At 64.0% G+C, this 23,683-nt stretch carries 22 protein-coding genes; 11 read left to right on the top strand and 11 right to left on the bottom strand.

What is annotated here, in order from left to right; all coding sequences use genetic code 11:
* Positions 1–127 precede the first annotated feature (127 nt).
* The 4 genes from ACX93L_RS00355 (at position 128) to ACX93L_RS00340 (ending at position 4,945) form a co-directional block, all read left to right on the top strand.
* Positions 128–937: a TIM barrel protein gene (locus tag ACX93L_RS00355; RefSeq protein WP_459403008.1), complete on the top strand. Its 810-nt coding sequence runs from the start codon at positions 128–130 to the stop codon at positions 935–937.
* Between the two features lie 403 nt (positions 938–1,340).
* Positions 1,341–2,270: a sugar ABC transporter substrate-binding protein gene (locus tag ACX93L_RS00350; protein WP_459403007.1), complete on the top strand. Its 930-nt coding sequence runs from the start codon at positions 1,341–1,343 to the stop codon at positions 2,268–2,270.
* A gap of 70 nt (positions 2,271–2,340) precedes the next feature.
* The gene (locus tag ACX93L_RS00345) at positions 2,341–3,879 is read left to right on the top strand and encodes a sugar ABC transporter ATP-binding protein (RefSeq protein WP_459403006.1); all 1,539 of its coding nucleotides are present in this window, start codon (positions 2,341–2,343) and stop codon (positions 3,877–3,879) included.
* A gap of 37 nt (positions 3,880–3,916) precedes the next feature.
* Positions 3,917–4,945 carry an ABC transporter permease gene (locus ACX93L_RS00340; protein ID WP_459403005.1) on the top strand — a complete coding sequence of 343 codons (1,029 nt, stop codon included), beginning with the start codon at positions 3,917–3,919 and terminating at the stop codon, positions 4,943–4,945.
* A gap of 65 nt (positions 4,946–5,010) precedes the next feature.
* Here the strand turns inward: ACX93L_RS00340 and ACX93L_RS00335 are convergent, their stop codons facing one another.
* The 9 genes from ACX93L_RS00335 to ACX93L_RS00295 all read right to left on the bottom strand — a co-directional run bounded on the left by ACX93L_RS00335 (position 5,011) and on the right by ACX93L_RS00295 (position 14,255).
* Positions 5,011–5,550 (bottom strand): DUF3833 family protein, encoded by a 540-nt coding sequence (locus ACX93L_RS00335; RefSeq protein WP_459403004.1) that lies wholly within the window; start codon positions 5,548–5,550, stop codon positions 5,011–5,013.
* 70 nt (positions 5,551–5,620) lie between these two features.
* Entirely contained in the window at positions 5,621–6,334 is a 714-nt protein-coding gene (locus ACX93L_RS00330) for an SDR family NAD(P)-dependent oxidoreductase (protein ID WP_459403003.1), read from the bottom strand.
* 112 nt (positions 6,335–6,446) lie between these two features.
* On the bottom strand, positions 6,447–7,565 hold the full coding sequence (locus ACX93L_RS00325; RefSeq protein WP_459403002.1) for a Gfo/Idh/MocA family protein: 1,119 nt from the start codon (positions 7,563–7,565) through the stop codon (positions 6,447–6,449).
* Between the two features lie 44 nt (positions 7,566–7,609).
* Positions 7,610–8,419, bottom strand: coding sequence for a 5-deoxy-glucuronate isomerase (gene iolB, locus ACX93L_RS00320; RefSeq protein WP_459403001.1), 810 nt, complete (start codon positions 8,417–8,419; stop codon positions 7,610–7,612).
* Complete coding sequence (locus tag ACX93L_RS00315; RefSeq protein ID WP_459403000.1) at positions 8,416–8,658, bottom strand: hypothetical protein; 243 nt, start codon at positions 8,656–8,658, stop codon at positions 8,416–8,418. The genes iolB and ACX93L_RS00315 overlap by 4 nt, the downstream gene beginning before the upstream one ends.
* The gene (gene iolE, locus ACX93L_RS00310) at positions 8,655–9,560 is read right to left on the bottom strand and encodes a myo-inosose-2 dehydratase (RefSeq protein WP_459402999.1); all 906 of its coding nucleotides are present in this window, start codon (positions 9,558–9,560) and stop codon (positions 8,655–8,657) included. The genes ACX93L_RS00315 and iolE overlap by 4 nt, the downstream gene beginning before the upstream one ends.
* A 2-nt stretch (positions 9,561–9,562) precedes the next feature.
* Complete coding sequence (gene iolD, locus ACX93L_RS00305) at positions 9,563–11,383, bottom strand: 3D-(3,5/4)-trihydroxycyclohexane-1,2-dione acylhydrolase (decyclizing) (RefSeq protein WP_459402998.1); 1,821 nt, start codon at positions 11,381–11,383, stop codon at positions 9,563–9,565.
* Positions 11,380–13,308 (bottom strand): bifunctional 5-dehydro-2-deoxygluconokinase/5-dehydro-2-deoxyphosphogluconate aldolase, encoded by a 1,929-nt coding sequence (locus ACX93L_RS00300; RefSeq protein WP_459402997.1) that lies wholly within the window; start codon positions 13,306–13,308, stop codon positions 11,380–11,382. The genes iolD and ACX93L_RS00300 overlap by 4 nt, the downstream gene beginning before the upstream one ends.
* Positions 13,309–13,436: 128 nt before the next feature.
* Entirely contained in the window at positions 13,437–14,255 is an 819-nt protein-coding gene (locus ACX93L_RS00295) for a MurR/RpiR family transcriptional regulator (protein WP_459402996.1), read from the bottom strand.
* 229 nt (positions 14,256–14,484) lie between these two features.
* On the opposite strand from ACX93L_RS00295, the gene iolG reads away from it, so the two are divergent.
* Positions 14,485–15,480, top strand: a complete 996-nt coding sequence (gene iolG / locus ACX93L_RS00290) for an inositol 2-dehydrogenase (protein ID WP_459402995.1) — start codon at positions 14,485–14,487, stop codon at positions 15,478–15,480.
* 71 nt (positions 15,481–15,551) lie between these two features.
* Here iolG and ACX93L_RS00285 read toward each other — a convergent pair whose 3' ends face one another.
* The gene (locus ACX93L_RS00285; RefSeq protein WP_459402994.1) at positions 15,552–16,604 is read right to left on the bottom strand and encodes a Gfo/Idh/MocA family protein; all 1,053 of its coding nucleotides are present in this window, start codon (positions 16,602–16,604) and stop codon (positions 15,552–15,554) included.
* Entirely contained in the window at positions 16,604–17,389 is a 786-nt protein-coding gene (locus ACX93L_RS00280) for a ThuA domain-containing protein (RefSeq protein WP_459402993.1), read from the bottom strand. Before ACX93L_RS00280 ends, ACX93L_RS00285 begins: the two co-directional genes overlap by 1 nt.
* 134 nt (positions 17,390–17,523) lie before the next feature.
* On the opposite strand from ACX93L_RS00280, the gene ACX93L_RS00275 reads away from it, so the two are divergent.
* From ACX93L_RS00275 to ACX93L_RS00250, 6 genes are all read left to right on the top strand, one after another.
* Entirely contained in the window at positions 17,524–18,375 is an 852-nt protein-coding gene (locus ACX93L_RS00275) for a PfkB family carbohydrate kinase (RefSeq protein WP_459402992.1), read from the top strand.
* Between the two features lie 99 nt (positions 18,376–18,474).
* Positions 18,475–18,801: a DUF982 domain-containing protein gene (locus ACX93L_RS00270; protein WP_459402991.1), complete on the top strand. Its 327-nt coding sequence runs from the start codon at positions 18,475–18,477 to the stop codon at positions 18,799–18,801.
* A 148-nt stretch (positions 18,802–18,949) separates the two neighbouring features.
* Positions 18,950–20,479, top strand: a complete 1,530-nt coding sequence (locus ACX93L_RS00265) for an ABC transporter substrate-binding protein (protein WP_459402990.1) — start codon at positions 18,950–18,952, stop codon at positions 20,477–20,479.
* A gap of 396 nt (positions 20,480–20,875) precedes the next feature.
* A complete protein-coding gene (locus tag ACX93L_RS00260; RefSeq protein WP_459402989.1) occupies positions 20,876–21,826 on the top strand; it encodes an ABC transporter permease in 951 nt (316 codons plus the stop codon).
* Complete coding sequence (locus ACX93L_RS00255) at positions 21,823–22,674, top strand: ABC transporter permease (protein ID WP_459402988.1); 852 nt, start codon at positions 21,823–21,825, stop codon at positions 22,672–22,674. Before ACX93L_RS00260 ends, ACX93L_RS00255 begins: the two co-directional genes overlap by 4 nt.
* Positions 22,671–23,672: an ABC transporter ATP-binding protein gene (locus ACX93L_RS00250; protein ID WP_459402987.1), complete on the top strand. Its 1,002-nt coding sequence runs from the start codon at positions 22,671–22,673 to the stop codon at positions 23,670–23,672. Before ACX93L_RS00255 ends, ACX93L_RS00250 begins: the two co-directional genes overlap by 4 nt.
* The last annotated feature ends 11 nt before the right edge of the window (positions 23,673–23,683 follow it).

The raw sequence follows: 23,683 nt of genomic DNA, 5'->3' as shown, positions 1-23,683 counted from the left end.
GGGATGATGGACCCTGCTCTCGAGCGGCCTTTGACTGACGTCAAGAGATTTGCTCAATTCCCGCCTCGGCACCGGCCCGTCTCCCCATGCGGAGACCGTCGCCCGTCTGGGAGGAACAAGGAAACCCATGTCTCTGCAATTCGCACTCAACCACATGACCACGCCGTCACTGAAGATCGCAGACTTCCTCGATCTCGCACTTTCGCTCGGCATCCGCGCCGTCGAGATCCGCAACGATCTTGCCGGCAACGCCATCCTCGACGGCACCGCGCCCGAAGAGATCCGCAAGCTGGCAAAGGACCGCGGCATCGAGATCATCTCGATCAACGCCCTTCAGCGCTTCAACGAATGGAACGAAACGCGCGCCCGTGAGGCAGACGAACTGATCGCCTATGCACATGCCTGCGGCGCCCGGGCGCTGGTTCTGGTTCCGAAGAACGACGGCACCGGCCAGGAGGACGGCCAGCGCCAGCAGAACCTGCGCGAAGCGCTTACCGCATTGAAGCCGCGCTTGGAAGCGACTGGCATCATCGGTCTGGTCGAGCCCCTCGGCTTCGAGATCTGCTCGCTGCGTTCCAAGCAGGAGGCGGCGGACGCCATCCGGGCCGTCGGCGGCAGCGAGGTCTTCAGGCTCGTGCACGACACCTTCCATCACCATCTTGCAGGCGAACCGGCGCTCTTCCCTGAACTCACTGGCCTCGTCCACATCTCCGGCGTCACCGCCCCGGACGTCGCCGTCTCCGACATGCGCGACAGCCACCGCGTGCTGGTCGACGGCAACGACCGGCTCGACAATGCCGGGCAGATCCGCGCCCTCGACGCGGCCGGCTACCGCGGCCCCCTTTCCTTCGAACCCTTCGCCGAAACCGTGCATGCGCTGACCGACCCGGCCGCAGCGGTGAAGGCCAGCATGACCTATATCGGCGCGACGATCTGAGCATAGCATCGACGCGGGCGGGCACCGTTCGGTCCGCCCGCCCGCGTCGATCCAGCCCTGCCGTTCCGGCAACCGAGGCGCGCTGCGCAGACTTTTCTTCCCCAAGACCTGCTTCAACAGTCCTTCACGCCCATAAATGGAACGGAAATTCCATTTATGAACAGGCGCAAAATTGCGTTTTTCTCCACATTTCCCGGCAGGTAGCGGAAATCTGCCTGTCCGATGCATCTGCGCCGTTGACGGGCGAAACAAAAAATGGAATAAATTATCTGCATTTCCGGACTGGCGGTCTTTTCATTCCGTTTTCCGGCGCGTCGGGAGCGCGGGACAAGTGCATGGCCGGACGAAATCCGGTCTCCGGCAGGAGAAGGTGACGCCGGACACCGTTTGAGGAGGAAATATCATGAAAAAGCTTATTCTGGGCGCCGCCATGTCTGTTCTTTTGAGCACGGCCGCCCATGCCGAAACCATCGGCGTATCCATGGCCCTGTTCGACGACAACTTCCTGACCGTCCTGCGCAACGGGATGCAGGACTACGCCAAGACGCTCGACGGCGTGACGCTGCAGGTTGAAGACGCACAGAACGACGTCGCCAAGCAGCAGAGCCAGATCCAGAACTTCATCGCAGCCGGCGTAAACGCCATCATCGTCAACCCGGTCGACACCGATGCGACCGCCGCCATGTCGAAGATCGCCGCCGACGCCGGCATTCCGCTGGTCTACGTCAACCGCGAGCCGGTCAACGTCAACGAACTGCCGGAAAAGCAGGCGTTCGTCGCCTCGAACGAAGAAGAGTCCGGCACGCTCGAAACCCAGGAAGTCTGCAAGCTGCTCGGCGGCAAGGGCAAGGCCGTCGTCATGATGGGCGAGCTTTCCAACCAGGCCGCCCGCATGCGTACCCAGGACGTTCATAACGTACTGGCGACCGACGAGTGCAAGGGCATCGAGATCGTCGAAGAGCAGACCGCCAACTGGTCGCGCACCCAGGGCGCAGACCTCGTGACCAACTGGCTCTCCGCCGGTCTCGAGTTCAACGCCGTCATCGCCAACAACGACGAAATGGCGATTGGCGCCATCCAGGCGCTGAAGGCAGCCGGCAAGGACATGAAGGACTATGTCGTCGCCGGTGTCGACGCAACCCAGGACGCCCTTGCGGCCATGGAAGCCGGCGACCTCGACGTCACCGTGTTCCAGAACGCGGCCGGCCAGGGCAAGGGCTCGGTCGACGCGGCGCTCAAGCTCGCCAAGGGCGAAGCCGTCGACAAGAAGGTCTACATTCCCTTCGAACTGGTCACCCCGGCCAACCTCAAGGACTACCAGAGCAAGAACTGATCCCTTCCGGGATCAAGCGGATGCGGGCTCAGGCCCGCATCCCACCGCATGAAGCGCGAGGAGATTTGCCATGGTCAGTCCGACAACGATGGCCGCTGTCCGCAAGAGCGGCGCCGTACCCACCGCCGAGTATCTTCTGGTCGCCGAGGGCGTCCGCAAGGAGTTTCCCGGTGTCGTTGCCCTCGATGACGTGACCTTCCGCCTCAAGCGCGGCAGCGTGCATGCGCTGATGGGCGAGAACGGCGCCGGCAAGTCGACGCTGATGAAGATCCTCGCCGGTATCTATCATCCCGACAAGGGCACCGTTCAGCTGAAGGGCGTAGACATCCGCCTGGAATCACCGCTCGACGCGCTGGAGAACGGCATCGCCATGATCCATCAGGAACTGAACCTGATGTCGCCGATGACGGTTGCCGAGAACATCTGGATCCGCCGCGAACCACTGAACCGGTTCGGGTTCGTCGATCACCGCGAGATGAACCGCAAGACGGCCGAACTCTTCAACCGGCTGAACATCACCATTCACCCCGAGACCCGCGTCGGCGAACTCTCGGTCGCCAATCGGCAGATGGTAGAGATCGCCAAGGCGGTCTCCTATGAATCCGATGTGCTGATCATGGACGAACCGACCTCGGCGCTGACGGAGCGCGAGGTGGAGCATCTGTTCCAGATCATCCGCAGCCTGCGCGACCAGGGCATCGGCATCGTCTACATCACCCACAAAATGAGCGAACTGTTCGAGATCGCCGACGAGTTCTCGGTCTTCCGCGACGGCAAGTATATCGGCACCCACGCATCGACCGACGTGACACGCGACGACATCATCCGCATGATGGTCGGCCGAGAGATCACCCAGATGTTCCCCAAGGAGGACGTGCCGCTGGGTGACGTCGTGTTGTCGGTCAAGAACCTGACGCTCGACGGCGTGTTCCGCGACGTATCCTTCGACGTGCGGGCTGGCGAGATCCTTGGCGTCGCAGGTCTCGTCGGCTCCGGCCGCTCCAACGTCGCCGAGACCATTTTCGGCGTGACGCCTGCCTCGTCCGGTACCATCGAGATCGACGGAAAGCCCGTCTCCATCACCAGCCCGACGGAAGCGATCCGCAATCGCATGGCCTTCCTCACGGAGGACCGCAAGGACACCGGCTGCCTGCTGATCCTGAGCGTTCTGGAAAACATGCAGCTCGCCGTCCTGCAGGACAGGTTTGTCAGCAAGGGCTTCGTCACACAGACGGATCTGACCGCCGAATGCGAGGAGATGTGCCGCAAGCTGAGGGTCAAGACCCCGAACCTGGCAGAGCGCATCGAAAACCTTTCGGGCGGCAACCAGCAGAAGGTGCTGATCGGTCGCTGGATGCTCACCAATCCGCGCATTCTGATCCTTGACGAGCCGACGCGCGGCATCGACGTCGGCGCCAAGGCGGAAATCCACCGCCTCGTCACCGAGATGACCAGGAACGGCGTCGCCGTGGTCATGATCTCGTCGGAAATGCCGGAAGTGCTCGGCATGAGCGATCGCGTCATGGTCATGCATGAAGGCCGCGTCACCGGCTTCCTCGACCGAGCGGAAGCCACACAGATCAAGGTCATGGACCTGGCGGCCCGTTGAGCCGGCCTTCGGTCGTGAACCTTTGAGGGAGGAAACAATGAACAGCAAAACCGTGGCCAAGGGCGAGGTCGACCTGAAGACCGGCAAGCCCCAACATCGCCGCATCCCGCCGGAAGCGAACATCTTCCTCGTGCTGATCGGCATCGCGCTGGTCTTCGAGGTCCTCGGCTGGGTTTTCGTCGGCCAGAGCTTCCTGGCGAACCCGCAGCGCCTGACCATCATGATCCTGCAGGTCTCGGTCATCGGCATCATCTCGGTCGGCGTGACGCAGGTCATCATCACCGGCGGCATCGACCTGTCGTCTGGCTCCGTCGTCGGCATGACCGCGATGTTCACCGCGAGCCTTGCCCAGTCGTCGACCTGGTCCCGCGCGCTCTATCCGAGCCTGACCGACCTGCCCTTCTTCATTCCGATCGGGCTCGGCATCGCCGTCGGCCTGCTCGCCGGCTTCATCAACGGCCAGCTGATCGCCAGGACCAAGATCCCGCCCTTCATCGCCACGCTGGGCATGATGGTGACTGCACGCGGCATCTCGAAGTGGTACACCAAGGGCCAGCCGGTCTCCGGCCTGACCGACCAGTTCAACTTCATCGGCACGGGCATCTGGCCGGTGGTGGTCTTCCTCGTCGTCGCGGTGATCTTCCACATTGCCCTGCGCTACACCCGCTACGGCAAGTTCACCTATGCCATCGGCGCCAACGTCCAGGCGGCCCGCGTGTCCGGTATCAATGTCGAGGCACACCTGATCAAGGTCTATGCGATCGCCGGCATGCTGGCAGGTCTCGCCGGTGTCGTGACCGCCGCCCGCGCCCAGACTGCCCAGGCCGGCATGGGCGTCATGTACGAACTCGACGCGATTGCGGCAGCCGTCATCGGCGGCACTTCGCTCTCGGGCGGCGCCGGCCGCATCACCGGCACCGTGATCGGCACCATCATCCTCGGTGTTATGACCTCCGGCTTCACCTTCCTCCGGGTCGACGCCTACTACCAGGAAATCATCAAGGGCATGATCATCGTGACAGCCGTCGTTGCCGACGTCTATCGACAGAAGAAACGCAAGGTCTGACGATAACTCCCACCGCGAAAGCCACCTGGCGGCGCCTCGGCGCCGCCTTTTCTTTACGAACGTGCCTAGCGCTCTGAAGCACTCCGCGCCGGGCGACCCGGCCTTTCGAACTCGACCACGGTCTTGGCGACCGGCAAGCCGAACTTCGTCACCAGCGCCGTGTTGAGAACGGTGCCATCGGCGCGCAGCACCATCTTGTCGTAGAAGCGGACCTTGTTCGCCTGCTTGGCGGAATCGAGATAGACCAGATAGTTGAACCGCGCGACATTGCCCTGGATGGTCACCCGCGTCTCGCCGATCACGTCCTCACGCGTACCGGAATAGCTTAACGGCCCGGTCTTCACGAAGCGCCAGGTCTTCCGGTCACGCGTGCCGTCACTGAATACGAAGTCCTCTCGCAGCGTCAGCGTCCGACCGTCCCACTTGCCGGTCAGATCGACGGTGAACTGGCGTTTCACCCCGTTGATGGCGCTGAACGAACCTGTCGCCTTGCTCTTTCCGGCAAAGAAGCCTTCGAGCGTAAACGCCTCGGCCGCGGAGACGGCAGAAGCGGACATGAAAACGGGGAGAAGAAGCGCGAGGAACATGGACCTGGTGTTTGACATCGGAAGGGCTCCTGTATGGGGTTCTCGCCCTTTTACGGTCGGTGACGGCAAATGGATCTGCCGCCCGGCTTCACCACGGGATCGACTGCCCGTCATAAGCGTGGAATGAACCGCTTGCCGCCGGATCGAGCCCGTCGAGCACGACCAGCATGCGGCTGACGCTGTCGCCGGGACTGAACCTCTCATGGCCGGCGGAGAAGCGGTCGGAAAGCGAGGTCGCGACTGTCCCGGGGTGAAGGGCTGCAACGACAGTGAGGGGCCGCGTCCGGGCGATCTCGATCGCGGCTGTGCGCACGACCTGGTTCAATGCCGCCTTGGAGGCACGATAGGAGATCCAGCCGCCAAGCCGGTTGTCGCCGATCGAGCCGACCCGCGCCGAGAGGAAAGCCATCAGGCTGCGCCGGTCTCGGGAAAGCAGAGCTGAGAAGTGTTTGAGAACCAGCGCCGGGCCGATTGCATTGAGGGCAAACTGCGCCGCCATGGCATCCGGCGCGATGGCACGGATCGTCTTCTCAGGGCCGACGCCGTCGATCGTCAAGGCCCCGGTCGCGCAGATGATAACGTCGAATGCGGCGCCCTCCTCCCAAAACCGCTCTGCCGCAGCCGAGACGGAAGCCTCATCGGTCACATCGAAGCCGTCGTCGCGGCGCGACAGGCCGAGGGCTACAGTGCAGGCAGGATCCTTGCGGAAAGCTGACAGATACGCTGACCCGATCCCACCCGACGCACCCAGCACCAATGCGCGATAGTCGCCCCCGAGCGACGGCAACACCCTGTTTTCCATGACCGCCCCTCTCACCCTCGACAAAGGGCCCCGCACAGGTTTGGCGGGCGCTTCTTCAATCCTCTACGGGCGTGGATCGGCAGCGGATCAACAGGACCACCGGACGACTCGATCAGTCCTCGATGGTCACCCAGCGCTTCTCGGCAAAGGACTGCGCCATGGCATGAACGCTGCGCTCGATGCGCAGGCCGTCTTCGAAGCCAATGAGATGCGCCTTCTGGCCGGCGATGGCGGCAACCAGTTCGCGGCATTCGATGACCTTGAGGTCGTTGAAGCCGAGACCATGGCCCGGCGCGGGGATGAAGCGATCGTAGGGCTTGTGGTGGGGTGCGGCGAGGATCGTGCGGAACCCCTGCTCTTCCGGACGACCCGAGGCCTGGTAGAGCTGGAACTCGTTCATCCGCTCCTGGTCAAAGAGGATCGAACCGGCCGATCCGAAGATCTGCACGGCGATGCGCCCCTTGCGCCCCCAGGCCGAACGGTCCGCCATCAGGGCTGCCGAGACGCCACCCTCGAGCCGCAGCAGCACGCTGGCAATGTCGTGGTTCTCGACGGCCCGGCTTCCGCCGGCGGCAAGCGGCCGGGTCTCGTACGGCTTGACCATGTCGGTCACGACGGCATCGACGTGGCCGAACAGGGCGAAGAGCAGCGACAGCGGATGGACCGCGAAATCGTCGAGCGCGCCATAGCCGGAGGATGCCTCGCTCTTCCAGTAGAAGGGCTGGCTCGGATCGGCCATGAAGTCCTCGTCCATCTCGACACGGACGTGATTGACCGAACCAATCGCGCCTTCGTCAATCAGGCGGCGCATGTGGCGGATCATCGGATTCTGGATGTAGTTGTAGCCCATGGCCGCGACCTTGCCCGAGCGGGCGGCCGCCTCGCGCATGCGGATCGCATCGGCGAGCGCCGGCGCCATCGGCTTTTCGCACCAGACATGCTTGCCGGCCTCGAGTGCTTCGATCGCCATCTCGGCGTGGAAGGCGTTCGGCGTGGTGACCGAGATCACGTCGATGGACGGATCGGACAGCAGGTCCCGCCAGTTGCCGGTCGACTTGGCGAAGCCGAGCTCGCCCGCCTTCTTCGCCGCCAGGTCGGCATTGACCTCGGCGAGTGTGACAAGGCGCGGCCGCTCGACGTCGCCGAAGATGCTCGCCACGTTGTTCCACGCCAGTGCGTGGCATTTGCCCATGTAGCCGGTACCGATGAGCCCGATGCCGAGACCCGCCATTGTCTTCCTCCCAGGAGTCGAAAATTGAATTGCCGTGCGACGGCTTACGGATTGTCGCGCCGGAAGATCCAGTCGTGGTCGGGATGGTTCTGGAACCGCCACTTGCGCAATGGACCGGCCATCACGTTGAGGTAATACATCTCGTAGCCGTAGGGCGAACCGCAGGGATGATGCCCCTTGGGCACGAGGACGACGTCGCCGTCGCTCACCGCCATCGTCTCGTCCAGCGAGCCGTCCTCGGTGAACACACGCTGAAAGCCGAACCCCTGCGCCGGATTGAGGCGGTGGTAGTAGGTTTCCTCGAGATAGGTCATCTCCGGGAAATTGTCCTCGTCATGCCGGTGCGGCGGATAGGACGACCAGTTGCCCGACGGCGTGAAGACCTCCGTCACCAGGAGCGCGTCGGCAACGTCGCGATCTTCCATGGCGATCGGATAGATGTAGCGGGTATTGGCGCCCTTGCCGCGCTCGACCAGTGAAATCCCGGCGGGGCCGATTACTTGGGCCTCGCGCCCCGGCTCGGCGGGTGCCGTGCAAAGGGCAAGCGTGCAGTCGGTCGTCGCGCTGGCCGACCAGTCGGAGTCGGCCGGCACGTAGACGCAATGGGGGGCCTTGCGCTCGAAAACGTTCATCCGGTCGCCGAGCTCGCCGAAATCCTTGCCCCCGCCGGAAACCATCGCCTTGCCCTCGACGAGCACCAGGATGACCTCGGTATCGCCGGTCGGTTCCGCCACGCTCTCGCCGGCCTTGAGCCGGTAAAGGCCGAAGCCGACATAGCCCCAACCGGCAACCGCCGGCGTGATGTCGTGCACCTTGCCGGAGGTGCCCTTCGGCTTGCGCAGCAGATCGCTCATCCCTCGTCTCCCTTGTCGTCTCTTGCGGCCTCGTCTGTCGCCGGCCTGGCATCCGCCGCCGGCTTCGGCGCCAGAAATAGCTCGTATCCCGCATAGGCCGCCGCTCCGAAGAAGACGATGGCCCAGCCCCCTTCGCCGTTCGAAAGCTCGACGAGAGCCCAGGCCGCCGGTGCGACGACGGTCAGGATGCGGCGCCAGAGCGGCTTGAAGAACGGGTGCTGCGGATCGAGAAATTTCACGCTGTCTCCTTGTCCAGCCCGGCCTCCCTGGCCATGGCCTTCAGCGATTTCAAACCAAGGCTCTGGTACTCGAAGGGATTGCGGACATCCGGGTCCTGCTCCGCCTCGATGACCAGCCAACCCTGGTAACCATGCTCTGCCGCGATCCGCAAGACCGGCGGGAAGTCGACGCCGCCCTCGGCGTCGCCCGGCACGGTGAAGACACCGCGGCGCACGCCTTCGAGGAAAGACAGGTTCTCGTCGCGGACCTGCCGGGCAATAACGGGCCGGACATTCTTCGCATGGATATGGCCGACCCGGTGCATGTAGTTCTTCGCTACGCGCTCCGGATTGCCACCGCCGAACAGGCAATGGCCGGTGTCGAGCAGCAGCTTGGCATGGGGTCCCGTGTTGGCCATCAGCCTGTCGATCTCGTCTTCGCTCTCGACGATCGTGCCCATGTGATGGTGATAGACGAGCGCAATGCCCTGGGCAGCCGCATATTCGGCAAGCGCTTCGACGCCAGCGCCGAACTTAGCCCAGTCGCCCTCGGAGAGCTTCGGACGGGCATTGACTGCAACCGCGTCATTGCCATGGATGGCATTCGACGTCTCGCAGACGATGATGACCTTCGATCCCATGGCCTTCAGCAAATCGAGCGCCGGCTGCATCGCTTGCTTCTCGTCCTCGATCGACTGCGTGAGCAGGTTCAGCGAATGCCAGCCGGAAACGTAGCGCAGGCCACGGGGTTCGAGGACGGCCTTCAGGCCCGCGGGATCCTCCGGGAACTTGTGTCCCTTCTCGATGCCGTCGAAACCGATCTTGGCCGTCTCGTCGAGGCACTGATCAAGGCTGATATGCGCGCCCAGCGAGCGATCGTCGTCGTTCGACCAGGCAATCGGATTGGTACCGTAGGAGATCATGCTTAGCGTCTTTCCTTGAGGGCCGCCTCGTAGCGGACACGGGCTTCATTGACTTCCGCACGGGGCGAGACTTCCGGAACGGCAACGTCCCAGAAATATCCGCCGGCATCCGGCGTCGGATAGGGATCGGTATCGATGACGATAACCGTGGTGACGGTCGCCTCGCGTGCTGCCGCGAGCGCTTCTTCCAGCTCCGCGATCGACGCGACCTTGCGGGCGCTCGCTCCCATGGAGGCGGCATGAGCCGCAAAGTCGATGGCAATCGGGTTGACGTTGGTGTGGGAGTAGAGGTTGTTGAACTCGGCCCCGCCGGTGCCCATCTGCAACCGGTTGATGCACCCGTAGCCACGGTTGTCGGTGATGACGAGCGTGATCTTGACGCCCATGGCGACGGAGGTCGCAAGCTCCGAGTTCATCATCATGTAGGAACCGTCGCCGACCATCACGATGACGTCGCGATCGGGTTCCGCAAGCTTGATCCCGAGCCCACCGGCAACCTCGTAGCCCATGCAGGAGAAGCCGTATTCCATGTGATAGGAGAGTGGCAGCTTGGCCTTCCACAGCTGGTGCAGCTCGCCCGGCATCGTTCCGGCGGCGCACATGACGACGGTGTTGTCGCGCGACTGGCGTTGCACGGCGCCGATCACCTGCATGTCAGTCGGCAGCGCGTTGCCGTCTTTCGGCGGCGCGGTCACGGCATCCGCCTTGACGAACCAAGCATCCTTGAGACCGGCATCCGGGGCGGAGAACACATGATCACCGAGCGCGGCCGACAACCGTTCGAGGCCGATCTTCGCATCCGAGGTCAACGGGATGGCATCATGCTTGGCGCTGTCATAGGCCTGCACGTTGAGCGCCAGGATACGGCGGTTCGGGTTCTTGAACAGCGCCCACGAGCCGGTGGTAAAATCTTGGAAGCGGGTGCCGACGCCGAAGACGAGGTCGGCCTTTTCGGAGACGATGTTGGCGCATTCCGTGCCGGTTACCCCGACCGCCCCGAAATTCAGCGGATGATCCCAGGCGAGCACCGACTTGCCGGCCTGCGTCTCGACGACCGGAATGCGGTGCTTTTCGACGAAGGCCTTCAGCGTCTCGGTCGCACCGGCGAAGTGGATGCCGCCACCGGCCACGATCACCGGGTTCTTCGCCAACTTGAGCGCTTCGACGGCGGCAGCAAACTCATGAACGTCCGGCTCGGGGCGGCGGTGGCGCCAGACCTTCGGCTGGAAGAAGCTTTCCGGATAGTCGTAGGCCTCGGCCTGGGTATCCTGGCAGAAAGCGAGTGTGACCGGACCGCAATCGGCAGGATCGGTCATGACGCGCATCGCCCGCGGCAGTGCCGTCAGCAGATGTTCCGGCCGCATGATGCGATCGAAGTAGCGGCTGACCGGCTTGAAGCAGTCATTGACCGTCATCGTACCGTCGCCGAAGTCCTCGAGCTGCTGCAGAACGGGATCGGGCCCGCGATTGGCGAAGACGTCGCCCGGAATGAAGAGCACCGGCAGCCGGTTGACATGGGCGAGCGCCGCCGCCGTCACCATGTTGGCCGCACCCGGTCCGATCGACGACGTCACCGCCATCGCACGCCGGCGGCGCAACTGCTTCGTATAGGAGATCGCCGCATGGGCCATGGACTGTTCGTTCTGACCACGCAGTGTCGGCAGCCGGTCGCGGATGCCGTGCAGTGCCTCGCCGATACCGGCCACGTTGCCGTGGCCGAAGATCGCCCAGACGCCGGCGATATAGGGTTCGCCATGCTCGTTGAGCTGGTTGGCGAGGTAGCGCACCATCGCCTGTGCGGCGGTCAGTCTCACCGTCTTCATGCCTTCTCTCCCTTGGCAGCACGAGCGTCTTCGCGGGCCTTGTCCCAGACATCGCAGAGGCTGCGATAGCGCTGCGCCATTTCCTTCACGGCGTCTTCGTCGGTGATCGCACCGGACAGCCACTTGCGCGCCGCCTCGCCGAAGATCGTCCGGCCGACGGCGAAACCCTTGACCAGATCGAAACGGGCGGCAAGCGCGAAGCTTTCCTCCAACTCCGCCTGCGGTGCATCGAGCCCGAGGACCACGATGCCGCGCGTATATCGATCATGCCGCTCGACGGCGGCGCAGGCATTGGCCCACGACGCCTCGGTCCGCATCGGCTCGAGCTTCCACCAGTCCGGATAGACGCCGATCTCGTAGAAGCGGTCGATGATCCGCGCGACCGTGTCGTCATCCGTCGCGGCGACCTTGGACGGGATCACTTCGAGCAGCATTTCCAGACGGTTGCGGCGGGCGGCATGGAACAGGCGGACCACGGTCGCCTCTTGCTCGGCACGCATCTCCGCCGTGTCGTCGGGATGATAGAAACAGAGAACCTTGACCACGTCTTCGAGCGGCCATTCGACGAGACCGCCGAAATCAGGACCGATCTCCGGCTCCAGGGTCAGCGGACGCGAGCCCGGCCATTCGACCGGCCGGCCGATCCAAAGGCCGGAGCCGCTCGCGGCATACAGCGCATCGCGGCCGATCCGGTTGTCACAGAGAATGCCGTAACCCGCAGTGCCCCCAGAGACCTCCAGCGCCGCATTGAGGCACAGCTTCTTGAACTTGCCGATCCGGCCTGCCTCGACGCCCGCCTCGCTGGCCATGGCCTCAAGCTGCATGCGGTGATCGAAGGCAAAGACCCGCATCGTCGACCAGTCGCCCTTGCGGTTGGTCGACCAGTGCACCTGTTCCAGCGCCTCGTCCTTGCGGAGCGCCTTGTTGCGGATGCCGGCCTTGAAGAAATACTGCAGTTCCTCCCAGCTCGGATAGGCCGGCGTGCAGCCGTGGCGCGAGACGGCAAAGGCGCCGCAGGCATTGGCAAACTTGAGGCTGGTCGGCCAGTCCTCTCCGGTCAGCCAGCCCTTGAGCAGGCCGGACATGAAGCCGTCGCCGGCGCCGAGCACGTTGAACACCTCGATCGGGAAGCCCTCACCCGTCTGGCCCGCATCCAGACTGCCGGGGATCGCACCTTCGAACACCACGGCACCCATCGCGCCACGCTTGCACACGAGCGCCGCATCGGAAACGCGCCGCACCGCCTTGAGCGCCTCGACCGTATCGGTCGTGCCACCGGCGATATGGAATTCCTCTTCCGTTCCGACAATCAGGTCGAACAGATGAAGCGTCGCTTGCAGCTTTGCGGTGACCGCCCGAGATTCGATGTAACGGCTCTCACCCGCGCCATGGCCCGCAAGCCCCCAGAGATTGGGACGGTAGTCGATGTCGAGCGCGGTCCTCGCGCCGTTTTCACGGGCGATCTTCAGCGCCTTCAAGACGGCGGCCTCGGTGCGCGGATGCGAAAGATGCGTCCCCGTCGCCAGCACGCAGCGCGCCTCGCCGACGAAGGCCGGATCGATGTCGTCTTCGCAAAGCGCCATGTCGGCGCAGTTCTCGCGGTAGAAGATCAACGGAAACTGGTGTTCGTCGCGGATGCCGAGCAATACGAGCGCGGTCAGGCGCTCCGGGTCGGTCGCGACGCCGCGCACATCGACGCCTTCCTTGACCAACTGCTCGCGGATGAAGCGGCCCATATGCTCGTCGCCGACCCGGGTGATGAGCGCAGACTTCAGGCCTAGCCGCGCCGTGCCGGCAGCGATGTTGGTCGGCGAGCCGCCGATATACTTGTTGAAGGAGGCCATATCCTCGAGCCGGCCACCCACCTGCGCACCATAAAGGTCAACCGACGAACGGCCGATCGTGATCAGATCGAGTACTGCCAAGCAAACCTCCCTGCGGCGGCAGGTGTATCCCCGCCTTCCGTGATCTCGGGCGACCGCACCACTGCGGCCTACCTTCTCCTCTAAGAATGAACTTTAAATTCTATTTTTGGAATTTTCAACACAAATATTCAGTTATCCTGTCGCGCCGTACCGACCGCGACGGAAAGCGTGATCGCCAGACAGAGCGTCGCCGACAACGATCGGAACGCACCGAAATCGACTTCAGACACCGAGAGCGTGAGCGCATTGAATTTCCGCAAAGGGCTGACGATCGTGTCGGTCACGGCGACCACCGGGATCCCCCGGCCGGAAACCTGCTCGACGAGATCGATGGTCTCGGCGGAATAGGGCGAAAAGGTAATGGCAAGCAGCACGTCGCCCGGCCGGATCGCATGATGGTTTTCCAGCTTGCCGACAGCGCTATGCAGCATGGCCGGAACGTTCATCTTCTCCAGCGCATAGGCCATGTAGCTTGCGACCGGGAAGGATCGCCGCATCCCGATGATGTGGATCATCTGTGCCTTGGCCAGCGTTTCCACGGCCATTTCAAGCATTTGCGGGTCGATCGTCTTCAGCAGACCTTCAAGGGAAGTACGCCCGGCCTCGACGAATTCGGCAAGCAGCGCGGTCGGGCTGCCCTCGGCCTTTTCCCTCAAGTGATGGAGACGGGTGGAATAGTCCGGCCATCCCCCGACGAAGGAATCACGAAACAGCTTCTGCATCTCGGAGAAACCGGAAAACCCGAGAATCTGGCAGAAACGCATGAAGGCCGACGGCTGGACACCCGCCCCTTCCGCCATTTCCGCGACGGTCGAAACCGCGATCCGATCCTTGTTCGCCGCGACATAATCGGCGCATTGGCGCAGTCGCTTGGGGAGATTTTCCGAGACCTCCAGCAGTCGCTCCTCGAATGCCTTGATGCTGGTCGGCCCGCCGGTTTCCGTCATGACTGTCCTTTCCGCAATGGCGCTTGACACAAACGATATCGCAATCTAGCAAAATAGAATGTATATTCCAAATGGAGTTTTGGAACATCCATCGGAGGCGGCGGCCCGAAGCGGCCTTGTCTCGTCCTTTCGCTTGCCGTGAAAAGGACGGACCCCGCACGCGACGCCACAACACGTGTCTAGGGCGCTTGAGGCCGGTTCGGCAAGGCGACCAAGGGAGGAGAAGATCATGGTAACGAAACTGGCCCTTCTGGGCGCAGGCCGTATCGGCAAGGTGCATGCCCGTGCGATCGCCGAAGACAAGCGGGCGAAACTCGTCGCGGTCGCCGACGCCTTTCCCGAGGCGGCAAACGCGATCGCCGCGGCCTCCGGCGCCGCCGTCAGGACGATCGACGAGATCGAGGCCGACAAGGATATCGATGCGGTCATCATCTGCACGCCGACCAACACCCATGCCGACCTGATCGAGCGCTTCGCCAAGGCGGGCAAGGCCATCTTCTGCGAGAAGCCGATCGATCTCGACGTCGCACGTGCCCGCGCTTGCCTTGAAACGGTGCGCAAGGTCGGCGGCAAGGTCATGCTGGGCTTCAACCGTCGTTTCGACCCGCATTTCCGCGCCGTGCGCCAGGCGATCGACGATGGCCAGATCGGCAAGGTCGAGATGGTGACGATCACCAGCCGCGACCCCGGCCCGCCGCCGGCGGAATACATCAAGGTTTCGGGCGGCATCTTCCGCGACATGACGATTCACGACTTCGACATGGCACGCTTCCTTTTGGGCGAGGAAATAGACAGCGTGATGGCATCCGCCGCCGTTCTGGTCGATCCGAAGATCGGCGAACTGGGTGACTATGACAGCGCCAGCCTGGTGCTGACCACCAAGAGCGGCCGCCAGGCGATGATCTCGAACTCCCGCCGCGCCTCCTACGGCTACGACCAGCGCATCGAGGTGCACGGTTCGCTCGGTTCGGTCTCGGCGGAAAACCAGCGGCCGGTGTCGATCGAGATCGCCACCAAGGACGGCTACACCCGCCCGCCGCTGCACGACTTCTTCATGACCCGCTACACCGCGGCTTACGCCGCGGAGATTTCGGCCTTCATCGACGGCCTGGAAAACGGCACTCCGCTGTCGCCTTCCGCCGAAGACGGCCTGATCGCGCTGGCGCTCGCCGACGCGGCGGTTCGCGCCGCCGAAGAGAAGACCGCGGTCAAGGTCACCTACTGATACAGCGCCCAGACCGAACAAGAAGCCGCCCGATGCGATCGGGCGGCTTTCTGTTTTCCACGACCACGCGGCTAGACCGAAAGCTCGCGGCGTTCGGCTTCGGTGCGCAGCGCAAGATCGAGAACCCTCTGCAGGTTGGCTGCGTGGCGGAAGTCCGGTTGTTGCCCGCGCCCATCGCGGATTGCCGCGACGAACTTCTGATAGTTGGTCTCGACCGGCTCGACCGGTATCTCTTGCCAGATTGCTTTCTCCACGTCCTCTCTCAGGCAAGCCCTAAGAATGGACCCGTCGGGCCGGTGAATGACCTCGAGCGCGCCCTTGTCGCCGTGAACCCTCAGCCTGAGCTCGTTCAGATGCCCGGTCGCCCAGCGGCTTGCATGGATCACACCGATAGCGCCGTTGGTGAACTCCGCCGTCATGATGAAGCTGTCATTGGCGTCGAGATCATATTCCCCGATCCGCTTGCCGGCGGCCTTGTCGAAGGTCTTCAACCGGGCAAAGACGTGATCGATCTCGGTCGCGGCCCCAAATCCCGCAAAGTCGAGGATATGGATGCCCACGTCGCCGAGCACGCCGTTCGACCCGTGCCGGGTGGACAGCCGCCAGAGCCACTGGCTCTCGGTCGTCCAGTCGCCCCATGCCTTTGAAACCAGCCAGCTTTGCAGATAGGACGCCTCGACATGGCGCACGCGGCCGATCTCGCCGTCGACGACCATCTGGCGCGCCTTCTGCACCTGCGCCACGTTGCGATAGGTGAGATTGACCATATTGACGAGGCCGGACGTCTCGGCCGCCGCAGCCATCTCCGCGGCCTTTGAATAGGTTTCGGCAAGCGGCTTCTCGCACATCACATGCTTGCCGGCGGCCAGCAGCGCGAGCGTGGTCGGATGATGGATGCGGTCCGGCGTCACGTTGGTCGCGGCGTCGAATTCGCCCCAGGCAATCGCCTCCTCGAGCGAGGTGAAGGTGTTCGGAATATCGTGCCGGGCGGCAAAGGCACGAACCTTGGCAAGGTCGACATCGACGGCCCCGACCAGGGTCACGTCGGGAATGGTGGAAAAATTGAGGGCATGCGTATTCGCCATGCCCCCGGTGCCCAGGACGAGAAGACGGATCGGTGCCATCACTTGTACCCTTCCTCGCCGGACTGGTGCAGCTTCGGACCGCGCTCCGTGATCGACTCCAGGGCCCGCTCGACGGGCACGTTCGGCGCATCGTGAACACCGATATGGGCTGACATCGGATTATAGGCCCATTTGACCGCACTACGGATGACCGTCTGGACATTCGCGTCGTGATAGGTCGGATAGGTTTCGTGGCCGGGACGGAAATAGAAGATGTTTCCGGCACCCCTGCGCCAGGTGAGCCCGGAGCGAAAAACCTCGCCGCCGGCGAACCAGGAGATGAAGACGGTTTCCAACGGCTCGGGAACGGAGAAGAATTCGCCATACATTTCCTCATTCTCGAGGACGAAGCTCTCGGGCAGCCCCGCGGCGATCGGATGACCCGGATTGACCGTCCAGATCCGTTCCCGCTCGCCCGCCTCACGCCACTTGAGCGCGCAGGGCGTGCCCATCAGCCGCTTGAACGGCTTGGAGAAGTGGCCGGAGTGAAGGACGATCAGCCCCATGCCTTCGAAGACCCGGCGCGCCACCCGCTCGACCACCTCGTCCGCGACGGCCCCGTGGTCCTTGTGCCCCCACCATACCAGCACATCCGTGCCGGCGAGGCGCTCGACGCTGAGACCATGTTCAGGCTCCTGCAGTGTCGCGGTCGTCGCCTCGATGCCATCGCCGGCATTGAGCGCCGCGGCGATCGTCGCATGCATTCCGTCGGGATAGATCCCGCGAACCACGGCATTGGTCTGCTCGTGGATGTTCTCTCCCCACACCACGGTTCTGATCGTCATACTCCGCCTCCTTGCTTGCCAGCGACCTCGTGCCCTAGTGTCTGGCATGAAATCCGAGGCGCCCCGGTTCCGCAAGCCCCGCGGTTCCGGCGACCTCGCTCGCGGCAATCGCGGAAAAAAGGGACGAACGCTTCATGCCAGCCTCCGTCGTTGTCGTCGGCCACATCAATCACGATCGCGTCTGGCGGCTTCAGGAGCCGCTCCGGTCCGGTGCCCGCATTGTCTGGACAGGCCGGACCGTTCGCCTCGGCGGTGGGGGCTACTATACCGGCCGCATGCTGCTCGGCCTCGGCCATCCCGTGCAGATCGTCTCGACCCTGGCGACCGACGCCCATGGCCTTGCCGCGTTGGAACGGCTGAAAGAAATGGGGTTCGGAACGGAGCATGTCCGGCTCTCCGAGGGCCAGACGGAGTTCGCGGAGATCTTTCTCGATCCGGCCGGGGAGCGCACCATCCTCGGCAGCACGCGGCGCATCGCCCGCGACTTCTCGCTCGCGGAGCCGATCACGGCCGACGCCTTCTATGTCAACGGCGCCCGGCTGTCCAACACGCTCCTGCGCTCGCTGGAGGCAGCCCCGCTGGTCGTCAGCCAGTTTCCGCTGCGAGACCCGACCCCGCGGCCGGCCGACGTCGTCGTTGCCTCGCGCGCAGATTTTCCCGGCCGCACCCTTCCCGACATCTGGTCGGCAGCCGTCAGCGTCGCCGGTGCCCGACTGAAGGACCTGATGCTCACCGACGGGCCGAACGCGATGACGCTCTTCGACGGCCGGATCGAGACCCGCATCAGCCTGAAGGAACTGGTCGTCACCGCCGATACGATCGGCGCCGGCGACAGCTTCAGCGGCGCCGTCCTGCACAAACTTCTCGCTGGGGTTTCGATGGAGGACGCCGCTGCAGCCGCCGGCGAATACACCGCAGACTGGCTTCGTCGCCGTGACGCGGGCGAGTTCGATGCGCTGGAAGGATCACCCGACGCACCGGCCTGAGGCTAGGAAGTCCGGTCTAGGCAAGCCACGAATTTTAACAAAATCGTCATGGAACTTCGGCGCCGCTCGCGTGTTCGTGCAGTCGCAATGGAGAATGTCATGACCGTTACACCCCTTGAGATACAGCCCACCTGGGCCGATCCCGTCGAACTGAAACTGCAATGCGGCCTCGCCCGGACCTTCCGCGAGCCGGTCGATGCACTCTACTTTCTCGAAGAAGAATGGCCGACGCGGCACGGCGCAGCTTACCTGCGTGCCAGCCGTTGGTGCCGGCTGGCGATTGAGTCGAAGGATGCCGCACCCATTGCCCGCGCAGCCTTCATCGACGCCGCCCGCCAGGCGGGACTGCTGCTTCCACAAGTTTCCGCAAAGGACGCGGACGGCATGCGAGACGGCCGTTCGGGGCCGCAGGGCGAAGTCGCCTGACGCAAAGCAGGCCCCATCTCTTCCAATGCCCTTCGCGGCGGTCGCAAAATCCGGATTGTGCGGCCGCGCGCGAGATGCAAGTATTTTCCGCACTGCAAACCGCCGAGCTCCGGAAGACGGCGGACGGGAAGAGGAACAGGGGAAATCCATGAAATCAGTATCGTCGGCTGGCAGCCCATCGCTCTTGCGGGGGCTCGCGCTGGCTCTCGCCGCGACCGTTTCGTCAACTCTCGCGGGCGCCTTCCCGGCACTGGCCGCCGACAGAGAACTGACGCTCGGCATGACGATCGAGCCGACCGGCCTCGACCCGACGATCGCCGCCCCGGTCGCGATCGGCCAGGTGACCTGGCAGAACATCTTCGAAGGTCTCGTTACCATCGACCGGAACGGCAAGGTCCAGCCGCAGCTTGCCCGCAGTTGGGAGATTTCCCCGGACGGCCTCACCTATACGTTCAAACTCGAAGACGGCGTGAAGTTCCATGACGGCGAAGCCTTCGACAGCACCGTGGCAAAGGCCTCGCTCGAACGCGCCCGCGGCGCGGACAGCGTCAATCCGCAGAAGCGCTACTTTGCATCGATCGACACCATCGAGACTCCCGATCCGCTGACCCTGATCCTGAAGCTGAAGGCCCCGGCCGGAAGCCTGCTCTACTGGCTCGGCTGGCCCTCCTCGTCGATCGTCGGAACGAAGAGCGCCGCAAACGACAAGACGACGCCGGTCGGCACCGGCCCGTTCCGGTTCGTCAGCTGGGCCAAGGGCGACAAGGTGGAACTCGCCGCCAATGCGGACTACTGGAACGAGGCGGCCAAGGTGAAGCTCGACAAGGTCACCTTCCGCTTCATCGCCGACCCGCAGGCGCAGGCCGCCGCGCTGAAGTCCGGCGATGTCGATGCCTTCCCGGAGTTCGGCGCGCCGGAATTGGTGGAAAGCTTCAAGGGCGACGAAAAGCTGGCGACCGTCATCGGCAACACCGAGCTGAAAGTGGTCGCCGGCATGAACAACGCGCGAAAGCCCTTCGACGACAAGCGCGTTCGCCAGGCCTTGATGATGGCGATCGACCGTTCCGTCATAGTCGACGGCGCCTGGTCGGGCTTTGGCACGCCGATCGGCAGCCACTACACCCCAAATGACCGAGGTTATGTCGATCTCACCGGCACCCATGCCTACGATCCGGAAAAGGCAAAGGCCCTGCTTGCCGAGGCCGGCTATCCCGACGGTTTCACCTTCACCATCAAGACCCCGCAGATGGCCTATGCCCCGCGTTCGGCCCAGGTGATGCAGGCGATGTTCGCGGAAATCGGCGTGACCATGAACATCGAGCCGACCGAGTTCCCGGCCAAATGGGTCCAGGACGTCTTCAAGGGCACCGACTACGACATGACCATCGTCGCCCATGCCGAGCCGATGGACATCGACATCTATGCCCGTGATCCCTACTACTTCAACTACAAGAACCCGGCCTTCAACGACGTGCTCGCCAAGATCGAGGCGACCGCCGATACCGCCGAGCAGGACAGGCTCTACGGCGAGGCGCAGAAGATCCTCGCCGCGGACGTTCCGGCACTCTATCTCTTCGTCATGCCGAAGCTCGGCATCTGGAACAAGAAGCTGAAGGGACTGTGGGAAAACGAACCGATCCCCTCCAACGTGTTGACCGAGGTCTATTGGGAGGAGTGAGCGACAGGGTAAGCACCGCGCTGGTTCCCAGCCCCCTGCGAGATGAGCCATGAGCATCATACCCCCCTCTGCCCTGCCGGGCATCTCCCCCTCAAGGGGGGAGATTGGTAGGGGCTGCCCTATGCACATTGCGGTCCGCGTCGAGAATTGGTTTTCCCTTCTCGTCAGTCGGGAGTTTATCCTCCTTGCCCAACCCGACGCCAATCGGCATGGCGGTAGCGATCCACGCGCGATCTCCCCCCTTGAGGGGGGTGAGAAGCGGTATGCGCAGCGGGGCAATCGATTCAATGAATCGATTGCAGCGACGAACGCTGGCAGGGCAGAGGGGGATGGTTTGACAAGGCGAAAGAAGCGAGCCGACAAAATTGAGAGATCACATGACGGGAGTATGCCCCCATGCTGACACTTCTCGCCCGGCGCATTGGCAGTCTGATCGTGACCCTTGCGGCCGTCTCCGCGCTCATCTTCTTCGTCATGGACGTACTGCCGGGAGACCCGGCATCGATCATGCTCGGCACTTCGGCGAGCCCTGACACCCTGGCTGCACTACGCCTTGAACTCGGCCTAGACCAGCCGCTTCCCGTCCGCTACCTGCAATGGCTCTCCGCCGCGCTGACGGGCGATCTCGGCCGGTCCTACACCTATGGCGTCCCGGTCGCAGGCCTCATCGCCGAACGGCTGGCGGTTACGCTGCCGCTCGCCTTCACTGCAATCGTCCTCTCGGTCCTGATCGCCATCCCACTCGGCGTCGCTTCCGCCGCCATGCGCAATTCGGCACTGGATTATGTGGGCGGGGTTCTGTCGCAGGCCTTCATCGCGGTTCCGGGTTTCTGGGTTGCGCTGTTGCTGATCCTTGCATTTTCCGTCTCTCTCGGCTGGATGCCGGCCGGTGGTTTTCCGGGTTGGGACGCGGGGCTTGTGGCCGGAATGAAGGCCCTGACGCTTCCCGCGATCGCCCTTGCCCTGCCGCAGGCGGGCGTGCTGACCCGCGTGACCCGCGCCTCGGTGCTCGAGGTGCTGCACGAAGACTTCGTCCGCACCGCCCGTGCCAAGGGCCTGCCACGCCGGGTGGCGCTCTGGCGTCATGCGGTGCCGAATGCCCTCGTGCCCGTGGTCACTATTCTCGGCCTGCAATTCACCTTCCTGATCGCCGGTGCGATCCTGATCGAGAACGTCTTCAACCTGCCGGGTCTCGGGCGCCTCGCCTATCAGGCGCTCGCCCAGCGCGACGTGATTGTCATGCAGGACGTGGTGCTGTTCTTCGCCGGGCTCGTCATCGTGATGAACTTCCTGGTCGATCTTTCCTATCTGGTCCTCGATCCGCGCCTGAGGAGCCGCACGCGATGACCGCACGCTCCGGAACGAGTGGTCTCTCCAGATATCTGCGGCGCCCCAATCTGGCGATCGGCGGCAGCATCATCCTTATCCTGCTCGCGCTGGCGCTCCTCTCGCTCGTCTGGACGCCCTTGCCCCCGGCGAAGATGCAGATCATCCACAAGCTGAAGGCGCCGCTCGCCCATGGCCTCCTGGGCACCGACCAGTTCGGCCGCGACATCGCCTCGATGCTGATGGCCGGAGCCTGGAATTCCCTGTCGACGGCCGCTGCCGCAGTCGCGATCGGCGCATCGGTCGGCACGGTGCTGGGCGTGATCGCCGCCGCACGGCGCGGCGTGATCGAAGCCCTCGTCATGCGCGCCAATGACGTGCTCTTCGCCGTTCCGCCGATCCTCTCCGCCATGATGCTCGGTGCACTGATGGGAACCGGCCGCTTCACCGCGATCATCGCCATCGCCACCTTCATGGTCCCGGTCTTCGCCCGCGTCACCGCAGGTGCTGCCCAACAGATCTGGTCGCGCGACTACGTCCTGGCCGCACGCGGCGCCGGGAAGGGCCAGCTCCTCATCACCGTCGAACATGTCCTGCCCAATATCGCGAACCAGATCATCGTCCAGGCGACGATCCAGCTCGGCCTTGCGATCCTGACCGAAGCGGGGCTCTCCTTTCTCGGCCTCGGCATGCCGCCGCCTGCACCGACCTGGGGCCGGATGCTGGCGGACGCCCAGACCTATCTTGGTGCCGCACCCTGGCTCGCCATCCTGCCCGGCCTCGCCATCGCCTGCACCGTTCTCGGTTTCAACATGCTCGGCGACGGTCTGCGCGACCTGCTCGATCCTCGCGACGGGGGCGCCGCATGACCCAGCCGCCTGCCGAGCATCCCGATCGCCCCCTCCTCTCGGTGCGCGACCTGTCGATCTCCATCGACCGCACCGGCCGCAGCGCACGGGTGCTGTCTGACATGTCCTTCGACCTCCCGGCCGGCGAAACGCTCGGCGTCGTCGGCGAGAGCGGGTCCGGAAAGACCCTCCTGGCGCTTTCCATCATGGGCCTCCTGCCATCGGTCGCGAAGGCGACCGGCACGATCAGCTTCGCCGGAGAGAACCTTCTGTCATCGACGGAGGAACGGCTCTGCGAGATCCGCGGCAATCAGATCGGCATGATCTTCCAGGAACCCATGACGGCGCTTAACCCGGCCATGACCATCGGCGACCAGATCGCCGAAGGTCTGGTCTGGCATCGCGGTCTGTCCTGGCGCGACGCGCGGGCGCAGGCGATCGAGCTGATGGACCAGGTGCGCATTCCCGATGCCCGGCGCAGGGCGAAGAGCTATCCGCATGAACTCTCCGGCGGCCAGCGCCAGCGGGTCGGCATTGCCATTGCGCTCGCGCCGAAGCCGGCCCTGATGATCGCCGACGAGCCGACCACCGCGCTCGACGTCACGGTGCAGGCGGAAGTGCTCGACATCCTCGACGATCTCACCAGCGAATACCGCATGGCGCTGATGCTGGTGAGCCACGATCTCGGCGTGATCGCCCGCATGTGCGATCGGACCCTCGTGCTCTATTCCGGGCGGCGGATGGAGGAAGGCGGAACGCGGGCGGTCCTGACCGATCCGCTCAATCCCTACACCCGCGGCCTCATCGGCGCAGTGCCCCGCCGCGTCGGCGACGGCGGCCGCCTTCCGACCATTCGCGGCACGGTTCCCCCCTTCGACCGCCTGCCTCCGGGCTGCGTCTTCTCCGACCGCTGTCCCGACCGCATCGACGCCTGCAGTGCCGCCGAACCCGACTGGCAGGAATTTGGCGACAGCCGCGGCGTGCGCTGCATCCGGGCCATGGAGGGTCGTGATCGATGAGACGTCGAATG

The sequence above is a fragment of the Rhizobium sp. CAU 1783 genome, from assembly GCF_054551725.1.
Note: the sequence above shows the minus strand (reverse complement) of the source record. Positions and strands in the feature narration are given on the sequence as shown.

What these genes read in the sequence shown, in the direction of transcription:
- ACX93L_RS00355 (WP_459403008.1), top strand. Translation starts at nt 128, where the DNA reads ATGTCTCTGCAATTCGCACTCAACCACATGACCACGCCGTCACTGAAG.
- ACX93L_RS00350 (WP_459403007.1), top strand. Translation starts at nt 1,341, where the DNA reads ATGAAAAAGCTTATTCTGGGCGCCGCCATGTCTGTTCTTTTGAGCACG.
- ACX93L_RS00345 (WP_459403006.1), top strand. Translation starts at nt 2,341, where the DNA reads ATGGTCAGTCCGACAACGATGGCCGCTGTCCGCAAGAGCGGCGCCGTA.
- ACX93L_RS00340 (WP_459403005.1), top strand. Translation starts at nt 3,917, where the DNA reads ATGAACAGCAAAACCGTGGCCAAGGGCGAGGTCGACCTGAAGACCGGC.
- ACX93L_RS00335 (WP_459403004.1), bottom strand. Translation starts at nt 5,550, where the DNA reads ATGTCAAACACCAGGTCCATGTTCCTCGCGCTTCTTCTCCCCGTTTTC.
- ACX93L_RS00330 (WP_459403003.1), bottom strand. Translation starts at nt 6,334, where the DNA reads ATGGAAAACAGGGTGTTGCCGTCGCTCGGGGGCGACTATCGCGCATTG.
- ACX93L_RS00325 (WP_459403002.1), bottom strand. Translation starts at nt 7,565, where the DNA reads ATGGCGGGTCTCGGCATCGGGCTCATCGGTACCGGCTACATGGGCAAA.
- iolB (WP_459403001.1), bottom strand. Translation starts at nt 8,419, where the DNA reads ATGAGCGATCTGCTGCGCAAGCCGAAGGGCACCTCCGGCAAGGTGCAC.
- iolE (WP_459402999.1), bottom strand. Translation starts at nt 9,560, where the DNA reads ATGATCTCCTACGGTACCAATCCGATTGCCTGGTCGAACGACGACGAT.
- iolD (WP_459402998.1), bottom strand. Translation starts at nt 11,383, where the DNA reads ATGAAGACGGTGAGACTGACCGCCGCACAGGCGATGGTGCGCTACCTC.
- ACX93L_RS00295 (WP_459402996.1), bottom strand. Translation starts at nt 14,255, where the DNA reads ATGACGGAAACCGGCGGGCCGACCAGCATCAAGGCATTCGAGGAGCGA.
- iolG (WP_459402995.1), top strand. Translation starts at nt 14,485, where the DNA reads ATGGTAACGAAACTGGCCCTTCTGGGCGCAGGCCGTATCGGCAAGGTG.
- ACX93L_RS00285 (WP_459402994.1), bottom strand. Translation starts at nt 16,604, where the DNA reads ATGGCACCGATCCGTCTTCTCGTCCTGGGCACCGGGGGCATGGCGAAT.
- ACX93L_RS00280 (WP_459402993.1), bottom strand. Translation starts at nt 17,389, where the DNA reads ATGACGATCAGAACCGTGGTGTGGGGAGAGAACATCCACGAGCAGACC.
- ACX93L_RS00275 (WP_459402992.1), top strand. Translation starts at nt 17,524, where the DNA reads ATGCCAGCCTCCGTCGTTGTCGTCGGCCACATCAATCACGATCGCGTC.
- ACX93L_RS00270 (WP_459402991.1), top strand. Translation starts at nt 18,475, where the DNA reads ATGACCGTTACACCCCTTGAGATACAGCCCACCTGGGCCGATCCCGTC.
- ACX93L_RS00265 (WP_459402990.1), top strand. Translation starts at nt 18,950, where the DNA reads ATGAAATCAGTATCGTCGGCTGGCAGCCCATCGCTCTTGCGGGGGCTC.
- ACX93L_RS00260 (WP_459402989.1), top strand. Translation starts at nt 20,876, where the DNA reads ATGCTGACACTTCTCGCCCGGCGCATTGGCAGTCTGATCGTGACCCTT.
- ACX93L_RS00255 (WP_459402988.1), top strand. Translation starts at nt 21,823, where the DNA reads ATGACCGCACGCTCCGGAACGAGTGGTCTCTCCAGATATCTGCGGCGC.
- ACX93L_RS00250 (WP_459402987.1), top strand. Translation starts at nt 22,671, where the DNA reads ATGACCCAGCCGCCTGCCGAGCATCCCGATCGCCCCCTCCTCTCGGTG.